The sequence below is a fragment of the Paenibacillus sp. Paensp111 genome (genome assembly GCF_059492195.1).
Genome location: NZ_CP168527.1, coordinates 1327025 through 1340446, shown reverse-complemented (window position 1 = coordinate 1340446; position 13422 = coordinate 1327025). Strand labels below are relative to the sequence as shown.

The 13422-nt window shown below is 49.8% G+C and carries 11 protein-coding genes; 2 read left to right on the top strand and 9 right to left on the bottom strand.

The window, feature by feature from the left end:
• Positions 1-15: 15 nt before the first annotated feature.
• From ACEN86_RS06280 to cymR, 4 genes are all read right to left on the bottom strand, one after another.
• On the bottom strand, positions 16-786 hold the full coding sequence (locus ACEN86_RS06280; protein WP_495633465.1) for a YheC/YheD family protein: 771 nt from the start codon (positions 784-786) through the stop codon (positions 16-18).
• A 168-nt stretch (positions 787-954) separates the two neighbouring features.
• The gene (locus tag ACEN86_RS06275; RefSeq protein ID WP_495633464.1) at positions 955-1611 is read right to left on the bottom strand and encodes an SGNH/GDSL hydrolase family protein; all 657 of its coding nucleotides are present in this window, start codon (positions 1609-1611) and stop codon (positions 955-957) included.
• Between the two features lie 317 nt (positions 1612-1928).
• Positions 1929-2342 (bottom strand): DUF1259 domain-containing protein, encoded by a 414-nt coding sequence (locus ACEN86_RS06270; RefSeq protein WP_495633463.1) that lies wholly within the window; start codon positions 2340-2342, stop codon positions 1929-1931.
• A gap of 200 nt (positions 2343-2542) precedes the next feature.
• Positions 2543-2962 carry a cysteine metabolism transcriptional regulator CymR gene (gene cymR, locus ACEN86_RS06265; protein WP_495633462.1) on the bottom strand — a complete coding sequence of 140 codons (420 nt, stop codon included), beginning with the start codon at positions 2960-2962 and terminating at the stop codon, positions 2543-2545.
• A 231-nt stretch (positions 2963-3193) separates the two neighbouring features.
• Here cymR and mnmA point away from each other — a divergent pair, with 231 nt between their 5' ends.
• Positions 3194-4333, top strand: a complete 1140-nt coding sequence (gene mnmA, locus ACEN86_RS06260; protein WP_495633461.1) for a tRNA 2-thiouridine(34) synthase MnmA — start codon at positions 3194-3196, stop codon at positions 4331-4333.
• Positions 4334-4603: 270 nt separating this feature from the next.
• On the opposite strand, the gene ACEN86_RS06255 is transcribed toward mnmA, so the two are convergent.
• On the bottom strand, positions 4604-5935 hold the full coding sequence (locus ACEN86_RS06255; protein ID WP_495633460.1) for a replication-associated recombination protein A: 1332 nt from the start codon (positions 5933-5935) through the stop codon (positions 4604-4606).
• Between the two features lie 597 nt (positions 5936-6532).
• Here ACEN86_RS06255 and ACEN86_RS06250 point away from each other — a divergent pair.
• On the top strand, positions 6533-6883 hold the full coding sequence (locus tag ACEN86_RS06250; protein ID WP_495633459.1) for a CD3324 family protein: 351 nt from the start codon (positions 6533-6535) through the stop codon (positions 6881-6883).
• A 77-nt stretch (positions 6884-6960) separates the two neighbouring features.
• Here the strand turns inward: ACEN86_RS06250 and ACEN86_RS06245 are convergent, their stop codons facing one another.
• The 4 genes from ACEN86_RS06245 to ACEN86_RS06230 form a co-directional block, all read right to left on the bottom strand.
• Entirely contained in the window at positions 6961-9108 is a 2148-nt protein-coding gene (locus ACEN86_RS06245) for a HelD family protein (RefSeq protein ID WP_495633458.1), read from the bottom strand.
• Positions 9109-9459: 351 nt separating this feature from the next.
• Positions 9460-10110, bottom strand: a complete 651-nt coding sequence (locus tag ACEN86_RS06240) for a YdeI/OmpD-associated family protein (RefSeq protein ID WP_495633457.1) — start codon at positions 10108-10110, stop codon at positions 9460-9462.
• 3 nt (positions 10111-10113) lie between these two features.
• Positions 10114-10863 carry a tRNA threonylcarbamoyladenosine dehydratase gene (locus tag ACEN86_RS06235; protein ID WP_495633456.1) on the bottom strand — a complete coding sequence of 250 codons (750 nt, stop codon included), beginning with the start codon at positions 10861-10863 and terminating at the stop codon, positions 10114-10116.
• 66 nt (positions 10864-10929) lie between these two features.
• Entirely contained in the window at positions 10930-13389 is a 2460-nt protein-coding gene (locus ACEN86_RS06230) for a glycoside hydrolase family 31 protein (RefSeq protein ID WP_495633455.1), read from the bottom strand.
• Positions 13390-13422: the final 33 nt, after the last annotated feature.

Sequence of the window (13422 nt, the reverse complement as noted above, 5' to 3'; positions counted from 1 at the left end):
AGGAAATCGTGAAATCTATTTCCTTCTCCGGCCTTCGTTCTTGTGCTCTATGAGCTCGCGTCTTGTGACTATCCTGCGATACATTGACTGATCTCCCAGATTCTTGAACAGCTGAGTACCGGGTCTTGTATTCGCTTCGATAATCCAAATCCGGCCAGAACGGTCAAGCCCTATGTCGATCCCGAGTACTCGAATCCCAGGAAATCTGCGACTTAAAGCAGCCGACGCCTGATAGGAGACCTGTTCGATCTTATGAATTGTTGCCTGGACCTTGCGCGGATTATACGGATAGATTGAACTCAAGGCTGCAGGCAGATGAACCGGCCTTCCTCCTTGACTATAATTCGTTACAAATCTGCCAGCAGCTCCTACCCGAACTACTTTCCCAGAGATCAGCCATTTGGAGCCGGGCTTCTGAAGGAAGACACGTATATCCATCAGCCTGTGATGGTATTTGGTAAGGTGAAGACCCTGCTGGACCAAATAGGACTGGTAGGGATGAAGCCTTTGATGAAGTTCACGAATGACAAATTTACGGCTGACTCTTCTGCTATTTAATCCCCAAGAAATGTGGATACCTTTATTCTTTAACCGCTTTAACCTTACTATTCCCCTGCCCTGGCTCCCAGTATCGGGCTTAACAAATACGGTGGAGTGATGATCCAGCATTCTCTTGAGTACATAAGGATGGTAAGGACGGGTGTCGGGCAGATGTCTGCGAAGCAGCGGGGATCTCCGCATTGTTCTGTCCTTAAGCAATTTGCTTTGAATTCTCCGGAATGGCACTTCTTCTCCATCTCCTCATATATGACTTATAAGCAATATATGCCCGAGAGAGGGATGCCCGTAAGATATACTCGCCTCTAATTATTTCTGCAAGGAAACTCTTACCCGGAATAGTAACGGTAATGCACAAGCAGCACTATGACCTGTATGTGCCGGTTAGCGGCTAAATTATTCCTTTATCAGTCCGTGTCCCTGCACTACGTTCAGCCATTGGTCCGCGATTAGAGCATGACCCGCTGCTGTCGGATGAACGCCATCCCATATCCAATACGCAGCATCCGCGCGGCTGCATGCCTCGTCAAACCTCTTCTGCAGAGGAACATGAACGGCTCCATAAGTGTCCGCGAGCTGCCAGACAACCTGTTGGTAATGCCTGATCTGCTGTTCCCATGCTTCCCACTTCTCTTCGGTTGCCCCTGTTCTCAGGATAAAGGGCTCACACAAAATAAGCTTTGTATCCGGGAGAACAATAGAAGTTTCTTCCAGCAAGTGACGGTAAGCACGCTCAAATCGGTCTGTAACACCGCTGGCTTCACCATTAATCGATCGCCACAAGTCGTTGACTCCGATAAGCATGCTTAAGATATCAGGCTGTATGCTGATCGCATCTTCGTTCCAGCGGGCATATAGATCGGAGACCCGGTCTCCGCTGACTCCGCGGTTGACGAACCACGGCTGCTCCTCCGCCATTTCATTACCAAGCTTGGCCGCGATGATATAAGGATAGCCATGCCCTAGAACATGGTTAGGATCATCATTGCGGCTGCGGCCCCCGTCCGTGATGGAATCTCCTTGAAACAAAATTACTTTTCGTCTGCGGCTCATTGGCTCTCTCTTCCTTTAACTATAAAATTGATAAATCTAGTTCAATTATACTTTTTCTCATGTCTTTACCTAATTTTCCCCATCATATTACTCTCTCAACAAGATAAAGGCAATGAAAAATAGAATGCGCTTTCAGGTAGAATGGACTTAAACACATTGGACGGCCGCTTGGCCGGAGGCGGATCGTCTATTAATGGAGGCAGTATGTAAGAACCACGGAAGATGTCATGTCGAAATGGGAAAGACTGAGTGAAGGTGAAATCCTTCGATATCGAGATAATAATAACCCAGCTCTCAGAGCTGGGTTTACTATATTGCTACCCCAAAAACCGAATGGACTCTTTGGTTTTCGTAGCAAATTCGACAGGCTTCATGATTGATTCCCAGTGAATGTACATGATACGAGGATTATCATTAAGCCAATGGTTATGAAGCGCGGTTACTTTAATTCCATTGCGCTGAAGATTCCGAATTAGTCGATTGGCTTGATTTTGAAAAACTGCTGTTTCTCCCAAACATAGGGCACGTCCCGAGCTATCCAGAGACTCAAACGAAAAGAGTTGATACCGAACCAGAGGAGATGTCGTACGTCTTCCTAAAATTGTGGCATTTAACTTTCTTGCTCGACTGACAAAACATACAGGTCCTGGATCGATTTCATGTTCGCCACCTAAAATTCTAGCAAATTGATTACACAGTCTTCTGAATTCGGGACTTACCTTTACCGCCATGTCAAAACCTCCTTTTGTTTTGCTACAGTGTATGACCGAACAAAAAAAAGGAGTGGGTCGTATAAAGCCGGTCAAGCCTTTCTTCCATGAAGAAGAGAGTTCAAATTCATGATGTTGGAAAAAACAAAAGGCTCCATAAAGGAGCCTAAATGCTAACTATTTAAGGTTAAGGATATTCCGTACGTTCAGAGGTTATTAAATTAAATGTAGAACATGTAGTTCTCTTTGGCACCCAGTTCTTCAAAGTTAATTAGATTGTCCAGGGTTGTGGAATCCAGCACTTCAGCGATGCTATCACGAATGCGAAGCCATAAATCGCGTTTGGCAGGATCATCTTCTTCCGTGAAATCAACAGGTGAAATCGGCCCCTCAAGCACGCGGATGATATCGCCGGCTGTTATGTCGGCTGCTTCGCGGGAAAGGATATACCCGCCGTAGGCTCCGCGGATACTCTTCACGAGTCCGGCATTGCGCAGCGGAGCGATCAATTGCTCCAGATAATGTTCAGAAAGTTGATTTTTCTCGGCAATGCTCTTTAACGAGGTTGGTCCTTCGCCAAATTTAGCCGCGAGTTCCATCATAATTGTTAATCCATAGCGTCCTTTAGTGGATATTTTCAAAGAAGCCACCTCTTTCAATTTTCGCATAATCTTTATATAATAGATCTTTGAACCTATAAAAGTTAGAAACGGGGCAAAACTAATTTCAACAGAAATATACGTGTTATATCGCCCTATTCCGATCTTTGATCTCAGCTTATCGTAACATATCTCCAGCGATTTTGGAAAAGAAATCGCGATGTTCACTTAGATTTTTTACATTTTCTAACATTCTTTAAAGGAGTGATATTCATGTCCAAAACCAACAGTGAAACCCGGGTAGTTGTCGGGATGTCGGGAGGCGTTGACTCCTCTGTAACCGCGCTCCTGCTCAAACAGCAGGGTTATGATGTTGTCGGCATATTTATGAAGAACTGGGATGATACCGATGAATTCGGACATTGTACAGCTGAAGCGGATTCTGAAGACGTCCGCCGGGTGTGTGAGCAAATTGACATCCCTTATTATTCAGTTAATTTCGAGAAAGAATACTATGATAAAGTGTTCAGCTACTTCCTTGAAGAATACAAACGCGGGCGTACGCCAAACCCGGACGTTATGTGCAACCGCGAGATTAAATTCGGCGAATTCCTGAACAAGGCGCTGGATCTGGGTGCAGATTACGTGGCAACCGGGCACTATGCTCGCGTGGTGGAGCAGGACGGCCACTTCCAGCTCCTGCGCGGGGTCGATTCGAATAAAGATCAGACCTATTTCCTCAATGCCCTGAATCAGGATCAGCTGTCCAAAGCAATGTTCCCAATTGGACATCTCCCTAAGCCGGAGGTTCGGCGAATTGCTGAGGAGGCAGGTCTCTACACGGCTAAGAAGAAAGACAGCACTGGCGTATGCTTCATCGGGGAACGGAATTTCCGGGAATTCCTGAGTCAATACCTTCCGGCTAAGTCAGGTAATATGGTAGACATCGCTACAGGCGAGATCAAAGGCCGTCATGATGGGCTTATGTATTACACACTGGGTCAGCGTCAAGGGCTGGGTATTGGCGGAACAGGATCAGGTAACGGTGAACCTTGGTTCGTCGCTGATAAAGATCTGGAGCAAAACATTCTCTATGTCGTACAGGGAGACAAGCATCCAAGCCTGTATTCGACCGGGCTCATCGCTTCCGGTATGAACTGGATCGCCGGCAATCAACATATGCCGAAGAACTCCTACCACTGCACAGCCAAATTCCGCTACCGTCAGCCGGACCAAGGCGTGACTCTAACTCTTCGCGAAGACGGCAATGTTCATGTTGCCTTTGAACAGCCGCAAAAAGCAATCACGCCGGGGCAAGCTGTCGTATTCTATGATGGTGATGTGTGTCTCGGCGGCGGTACTATAGATGTTGTTGAGAAAGTGGTTCAGCAAGAACTCCATTTGAATAAATAATTAATAAAGAAGCCATTCCCTCAGATTCTTATCCGAGCTGGAATGGCTTCTTTATGATTTGGATTTGGGGATAGCTTAAGCTTCCCTGTCCTGTAGGGCCAGACCCGCTGGATAATGGGTGGCCTGGTGTTTTTGGTGTTTCAGTCGTCCAGGACGTTCAGATGTTGCGGGTAGCTCTGTTGGCTCTGATAGTTCAGGTGTTTCAGTTATCCAGGGCTTTCAAATGTTTCGGTTAGCTCAGGTAGTTTCAGGTAGTTCGAAGTCAGCCGATCAGCTGCTTCGTCCGTTCTCCCGGTTCTGCCCGCGTCTGAGCTCCTGATTATGCCTAATCTTACTCTCGTTCCCCTGCTCCGTCGCTTCATAAAAGACGGCCCGGGCAAGCTCGGGCGGAAGGTAGTCCTGCTTCACATAATGACCCGGATAATCGTGTGGATACTTGTATCCGGTATGCCCCAGCTTCACGGCGCCTGAATAATGGCCATCCCGCAGATGCAGAGGAACCTCTGCGGACTGCATGCGGTCCATCGCGCCCATGGCTTTGGAGATTGCGGTATACACCGCATTTGACTTGGGGCTCTCCACCGCGAACAGAATCGCCTGCGCAATGTTCAGCTTGGCCTCCGGCCAGCCGTTATTGCGGTAAGCGTCCAGCGCGCTGACCGCCTGCACCATGGCCTGGGGATTAGCCAGGCCAATGTCTTCACTGCTGGCTGCGATCAGCCGCCGCAGGAACACCATGGGGTCCATGCCGAGCTTCTCGACGGCATAGAGGAACCAGAAGAGCGCCGCGTCGCTGGAGCCGCGGATGCTCTTGTGGAAGGCCGACAAGACATCGTACTGTGTCGATTCGTCGGCTTTGACAATGGGACGGCGGATCGATTCCTCCGCCACGTCCAAGGTGATATGCACGCTGCCGTCCGCCTGCGGCGGGGTCGTCAGCGCACCCAGCTCCAGCGCATTGAGCGCCCTGCGGATGTCGCCGTTCGACACCCAGGCAATGTGCTCCAGCGCTTCCTCATCCACCTGCAGCTTCATATAGCCAAGGCCCTTGTCGGGGTCAGACAGCGCCCTCTTCATGGCGATCAGCGAATGCTCCTTGGTCAGCGGCTCCAGCTGGAACAGCGTCGAGCGGCTGAGCAAGGCTCCGTTCACATAGTGAAACGGATTCTCCGTCGTAGCTCCGATGAAGACGATCGTGCCCTTCTCGACAGCGGGCAGCAATGCATCCTGTCTTGAGCTGTTAAATCGGTGCACCTCATCAAGGAACAGAATTGTCTTCGTACCATACATGGACTTGTCCGTCTGTGCCTTCTCTATGACTGCCCGGACATCCTTCACTGATGCATCTACGGCATTCAGACGCACAAATTCGCCCTGGGTCTGGTTCGAAATGATATGGGCTAACGTAGTCTTGCCGCAGCCCGGCGGACCATATAGCAGAATGGAAGAGACCTGGTCAGCCTCAATAGCTCTCCTGAGCAGCTTGCCCGGGCCTATGATATGTTCTTGTCCAATATATTCATCAAGTAGGGTCGGACGCATCCGGTCGGCAAGCAGCCGTGTCCCCGGGTCCGATTCCCTTCCGTATGAGAATAAATCCATGATTACTCACATCCTTACCTTACTTGCCAGTTTCTATTATTTTATCATAGTACAGCCCGTATTCCGAACTGATGTTTGTTCTTAACCCAGCAAGTAACCGTAAAGAACATTTATAACTATTCTTTCACTTTATTCCCTCCTCGGGATATGAGTTAATATAGTTGTCGGGCCGACAAAAACAGCTGGGAAAGGGGGCTGATCGAATTGATCACAGTGAATGAGGTGGCTTCCGCGTAAGCGGAACTACAAGTCGGGAGGCCGCAAGGCCTCCCTTTTAATTTTTACAGGCAGCAGGGGTGGACTGATCCAGTCGAGTTAGATTGCGAAGTGGTTGTTTTTACGATGGACTATAAGTTATTCTTAATATAAATTACATAACTCTGGAAAGAGGTGCTGAAAATGATTCAATTATTGTGTGCCATCCGAAGTTTCCCGGTAGATCAGACATAATTATTTTCTCACTTGGGTCCCAAACATCTCACATATAAGAACCTATAACATTGATGATTTTAAAATACGAAAGGAGGATCACGGCAATGGTGACTTTTATCGCTAAGAATTACGCGGACGGACAACGATTTAAGGAGGAAATTGAACGTGAATTACAGAAACGGGAAGGATGTGCTTCCCCCTAGGCTGCTGAAGGAATTGCAGCATTATATTCAGGGCGAACTCGTATATGTGCCCAAGCTGGAAAGCAAACGGGCCCCATGGGGCGAAGTCAGTGGATCACGCAAGCTGATCGCGCGTCGTAATGAGGAGATTTTCAAGTCCTACTGCGGAGGGCTCTCAGCGCCAGAGCTTGCGGCAGCTTATCATTTATCCATAGACAGTATTCGTAAAATCATTACCAAAATGCGCTCAGCAGCCAGACATTCGGAACAGAAACAGGCTGTGAATGGCGGGTTCAGCAATGCCGGAACGCTGAATTCCTCTTATCGTTCCTGAGCCGTGAAGCCATATAATAAAGGGCCTTCCTTAAGGGATGTTATCCTACATCCTCTGGGGAAGGCCCTTTACTGTGTCTACTTATCCGGCCACGCTGTAACCGCAATCTCAGGATCATCTGCCGTAACATAAGCAGGCAGGGTCTGCCCGTGCAGCAGCCATAACTCGTGCAGCGCCCGGGTTGAGCCTACGTACAGCAGCTTGGCATCCTGCTCACCGTAGTGATCGTCATCGACATCGGTCACGATTACCGCGTCGAACTCCAGCCCTTTGGAGAGATATACGGGAAGTACCGATATTCCCCCCTCGTACTCGCTTTTACGGCCGTCAATCAAGTTCAGCTCGTACCCAAGCCCACTGAGTTCATCGTAAAGCTGCTGTGCATCGCCTAAAGTCCGGGTGAGCAAGGCCGCCGTCCTGTAAGGACCGTCCTGGATTCGGCCCAGGGCTTTTCTAATTATAGAGAGGCGTTCTGCTCCTGCGGCCTGGATGATCCGCACCGGTTCCGCGCTCCGGAATACAGGTACAGCCAGAAGATCGGTGCCCACACCACGTCTCAAGATATCATTTGCAAAGGTGATAATCTCCATCGTGGACCTGTAGCTCCGGGTAAGCGCGAAATAGGCCGTCTCTTCCGGCTTGAACAGCACCTGCATCTCGGCCCATTCCCTGATTCCTTTGTAATAGTGGATACCCTGGGATAAATCGCCAAGGATCGTAAAGGAATGTCCTTTGCAGAACCGGTCCAGCACTGCGATCTGGAACGGAGAGAAGTCCTGGGCTTCATCGATCACGACATGGTCAAAGCGAAGGTTCCCATCGATCTCATCCACGCGGGTGAACAGATACAGAAGTGCCGGGAGATCCTCTTCCTTGATGATATTCTTCTTGAGATTGGCCTGGGTCACTTTGAGAATGGATTTGGGTATATCTGCTGCGATATCTTCAAGCTTAAGACCCTGCATTTTCTTGACCCCTACAAAAGCTTTGTACAGGGCCAGTGGGGTGAGATCCGGCCATTTTTTGGCGTAAGCCTTCTCCCTTTGCGAAGCTTTGGACTTACGTTCCTTCAGCGCCGCTGCGGATGGGGATTTCTTCAGCTCCATCTCCACCCAGCGGTGAATACGCGCAAGCACTCTCTCCTTGCGTCTGGCAATGGGATAAGGCTTGTATTCTTGTTCATACCATTCCCTAATCGTTCTCAACGGGAGCTTTGCTCCGTCCCACGGCACGAAATCCTCCTCAGGCAGGCAAGCTGACTCCAGCTGCTGTACGAACCGGTCAAGCTGATCACGAAATAATAGCGAACCCTTGAACCTTCCTGGTAGCTCGCTATCGTCCAGCCCGTTCTGCAAGGTATGATCGAACCATGCCGTCAAAGCTTCAGGCCCGTCACTCGGAGCTTCATCCAGACCCAGTACCCTGGAAGCCCAGTCACTGAACGTATTCTGCTGGATATCCCCTACTCCAAGCTCGGGAAGCACTTCGGAAATATAATTGATGAACATACGGTTAGGTGCAAAAATAATCATTTTCTCCGCAGAAATCTGCTCTTTATATTGGTATAGCAGGTAAGCCAGCCGGTGAAGGGCGACTGTCGTCTTCCCGCTCCCCGCTACACCCTGGATGATCAGTGCGCTGTTCTTGCCCGCACGAATAATCTGATCCTGCTCAGCCTGAATGGTGGATACAATATCCCTAAGCTTGTTGTCCTTGTTCTCGCCCAGCCGGTAGAGCAGGAATTCATCCGACACGGCAGGTCCTTCTTCTTCCGAGTTAAACGTATCGACCACCCGCTCGAGGATTTGCTTGCGGATTACGATATTACGCTTCAGGTAGACGAGCCCTTCGATCAGCCCTTCAGGCGCCTCATAAGAAGCCAAGTCTCCCCCGGTAAAAGAATAGAACAAGCTGGCTACCGGTGCCCGCCAGTCAATGACCATGGGCTGCGCGGTATCTCCGCCCACCCCTACCTTGCCAATGTACAGAGGGGTTCGGGTTCCGCCCTGCTCCTCGAAATCGAGCCTTCCAAAGTACGGCTCCTGTCCGGACTGGGCGAGCTGCCTGCGCTGCGTGTCCCGCCCCGCCTCCAGCACCTGCTCAGTATAGTCATGCCCCGTATATACCGGAATGCCGCGCAATCTCATCAGTTCTTGGTCTATCGTGTCCAAGGTGCGGTCAAGCCGCTCCTTCTCTTCTTGATAGGCACTTTGAAAATTTTCCATTTCAGTTACCTCCTAAGATAAATTTTGTAAAAAAGGATTTTAAGTATACCATTCGGCCCGCGAAAAAGCGATCATGGGATTTCGTTCATGCGAAGCCAAATGAAAACGACCGCTCCGGATAACTCCGGACACGGTCGTCCCAATTTCAGCCTGCTAAATTTAACGGCTATATAAGTTAAGCTAATGATTTACATATTAGTCAGCCGTATGAAATGTTCCTACGATCGCTGTTGTTCTCAGACTTCTTAATTGAATTTTTATAGGTAGAAGTCTAATCACAAAGGCGAACGCTCCGCTTCTCCAGAATCATTTCACACTCTTGCCTATAAGTAATTCTTAAAATCAACTTATTTAAGGTCTCTTCTGGCCCTGTGTTAATTTCTCAATGGTCTTGCGAACCCTGGCTTCACGCGTCTCTGGCCGCTTTGCCTCCTCAATCCATTGGATATAAGCTTTGCGATGTGAAGGAGCAAGGCCGCCAAAAAATGCTGAAGCCTCAGCAGATTGATCCAGCAGCCTTAGTAAATCGGCAGGAATGATCTCAGGCATAGAAGGCGCTTTGGCTTCTTTCTGCACTCGATTTCCAGCATTCCGGCTTTTTCCTGGAGCTGATCTTCCAGCTCCCACGGGACGATAACGCATAGCAGACCACTTGTCATCAATCGCAATGAGCGAGACGCCCTCGTATCCCATTGCTCTTACCGTGTCCCAGCCCTTGTCCCTGTTCAGGTCCGTTCCCGCCTTAGCCCCGCCTTTCGGGTAACAGAACCACAGCAGTCCGTCATCCTTGATAGTGCGAGTTGCAATGGGAGCCAGTTCATCCACTTCTCGGACAGAATGAACAAAGACCTGAACAAAGTCACAGCTTTGTGCCCCTAGTTCCGCATACTCTGTAACTTGATTATCCAATTCTAAATCCTGCAGGTAGCCATCCGGCGGGTTAAGTATGAGCAGTTCTCCCTGAGCAGGTAACCTCAGCTTGCGTGCGAGCAGTTCATTCATCTTTTATTTCCTGCCTGTCTCCAGCATTTCCCGAACCGCTACACTAGTCATAATCAGTCCTACCACCGGCGGAACAAAGGAGATACTAGCAGGCGGCTGCTTGGCTTTACGGCGATCCGGCGCATTTTCGGGAACAATTTTCTGAATAACGTCTTCCCGAGGTTTCACCGGAGGTTCTGTGGAGAACACCACCTTAACGCCTTTCTTGATCCCGATCTCCCGCAGCTTGCCGCGGATAACCCGGGCCATCGGATCCATATGGGTCTTCGAAATATCGGCAACCTGGAACTTGGTCGGGTCCATCCGGTTGGCCGCCCCCATGCTTGAGATGATCGGAATACCGCGCTCGCGGCACTCTTTGATCAGATGGATTTTATAAATAATCGTGTCCGAAGCATCAAGCACGTAATCCAAATCGTATTTGAACAGCTCTTCGTACGTCTCTTCCGTGTAAAACATATTAAGCGCAACCGTCTCACATTCCGGATTAATCAGCTTGACGCGCTCACACATCAGATCCACCTTGCTCTGACCCACCGTTGTGGTTAGTGCATGAATCTGGCGGTTCACGTTCGTGATATCTACGACATCCTTATCAATCAGAATGATTCGGCCAACCCCAGCCCGGGCCAGCGACTCGACAGCGATCGAACCCACGCCCCCGATGCCCAGAACAGCAACCGTACTGTTCTTCAGAATATCTAAGCCCTCCGGACCGATTGCCAGCTCTGTCCGGGAAAATTGATTAAGCATCTACTTTCAACCCCCCATATACGTTAGACCCATTACTCCATCCAGAGAATGAATCATGGCAGGGTATCATCTTAAGACAGAGATCTTTACTCCGTGCCCGGCCGATAACAGCACTTTAACAAACAGATGATTGCCCTGTCTGTCATAATACCATCCTGCTGTCTGCACCTCAAGATGTGGGAGGCTGAGAGTCTCATTCAATCCTTCGATCTGCGTTGGAACGAAGGAGAGCTGATGAATCGTAAAGAGAATCTCCCGTTCATTCCCTGAGCCCGAGATAGCCGCATAATCATAACCTGCGCTGATCTCCATCACACCGTTATTTTCCAGATAATTAATCTTGAGACGGCTGAATTCTCCTGCCTGATATGCGTGAGTAATCCCATCATCTTCATACAGCGTATATTCGCCCGTAACGGATCGCCCGGGATCTGTTCCCATACCCTTGCCATAGATATGAATATTCAGATTGGACCAAACCGCCCCTTCGGTATGCCGTAGTCCACTCGTCATCGGAATGACAGCGCCGGATTTCACGAAGAGTGGAATTCTGTCTAGTCCAGCATGGGCTAAATGGTGGCGGCCCCCCTCGTGCCGGGAGCCAGTCCAGTAATCGTACCATATGCCCTCCGGCAAATAGACGGATCGATGTTCGGCGCCCGGCCTGCAGATCGGTGCAACGATCATTTGATCTCCAAGCAGGAATTGATCAGATAGATTGAACGTCTGACTGTCCTGCGGATATTCAAGCACGAGTGGCCGCATGACTGGCAGTCCGGTCTCAGATGCTTCATGAAACAAAGTGTACAGGTAAGGTAGTAAAGCATATCTAAGTTCGATATACTTACGGCAAATTTCTTCTACCTGCTCATCAAACGTCCATGGCTCCTGCTTTCTCGTCTCAATAGCGCTATGATTCCTGAAGAATGGGGTAAATGCCCCCAGCTGTGTCCACCTGACCAGCAGCTCTCCCGAAGCATGATGCATAAACCCTCCAACATCCGCCCCGCAAAAGGCGACACCTGATAACCCCAGATTCATCCCCATCGCCATAAACATCTCCATGTGCTGCCAGTAGCTGCGGTTATCCCCGGTCCACACGGCTGCATAACGCTGAATTCCGGCGTATCCCGCGCGTGTCAAGACAAAGGACCTCTCACCCTGCAGCAGTTGATCCAGGCCTTCCTTCGTCGCCTTACACATGAGCATTCCGTATAGATTGTGTAATTCTCCGTGAGTTCTCGGCTGGCCGTTGTTCCCGTGAAGAACATCTTCATCCATGGTTTTCGTCGGAGAATTAAAGACACTTGGCTCATTCATATCATTCCAGATCCCGCTGATCCCATGATCCACGTAAAACTGGTGCAGGGCTCCCCACCATGCTCGGGTCCGATCCTCCGTGAAATCGGGAAACACACTAGGTCCCGGCCAGACATTTCCGCTGTATAGTTCCCCATCCGGGAAATGACAGAAGTGTCCCTCCGCAACCCCTTCCTCATATACGTTATAGCCCTCTTCTACTCTGACCCCGGGATCGACAATCGGAACAACACGGAACCCCATCTCCGTAAGTTCCTTCATCATCCCCTGCGGATCAGGGAACTGCTCAGAATCGAATGAGAATATCTTGTAATTCTCCATATAATGAATATCGAGATAGATAGCGTCACACGGAATCTGCTTCGCTCGGAACGTTCTGGCCAGCTCAAGCACTTCCTCCTGATTCATGTAGCTGAATCTGGACTGCTGGTAGCCCAGCGACCACAGGGGAGGCATTTGCATTCGTCCTGTTAAGGCGGTGTATGAACTCACTATCTCGCGGAGATCTTGTCCGGCAATCATATAGAGATCCATCTCACCATCTAGCGTCTCAACGTCGTACTCCTCGCCGGACTCCCGCATATCGATGGTCATCCTTCCCGGATGATCGATGAACAGGCCCATCGAGCTTCGACCGGTATGTTGAATCAGCAGCGGAATGGATTGATAGAGCGATTCCATATCCGGTACATGCGGATCAAGGATATCTGTATTCCACATCGTATAGCGGTCACCACGCTTGTTCAAATACCCCGTCGTCTCGCCCAGTCCGAAGATGGCCGTCTTCTCCTTCATGCCTCCCCGGCATCGGAGCCATGATCCGGTGTAACTGAACGAATACTTCCCGCAGTCCTGATCGGATCCGTGTCTAATCTGAACAGATAAAGTCTCTTTATCCAGGACCACGTGAAATTCTCCAGCATGTATAATCAAATCCCGCTGCTGATCCTGGATCTCAAAGCCTTCCAGTGAACGCTGCGGAAGCAGCGCCTGGGACGGGACCATATGCGCAGAATCGCCATGCAACGAACAGGCGACTCTCATCACTTGAGGTGTGAGCCTCCAGAAACTGAGACTTCCTGCCTTCCCCTGGACAGTCACACCCGAATCGAGCGCATTGCTGCTAAGCATAGGGCCCAGACTCCGGTAAGCCGTCCTATCCTCGGTTCCGACTTGATCCGGATGAATTTCTTCACTGGTGTGCATGCGTCTCTCCACTCTCCTTATTTTTCTAATTCA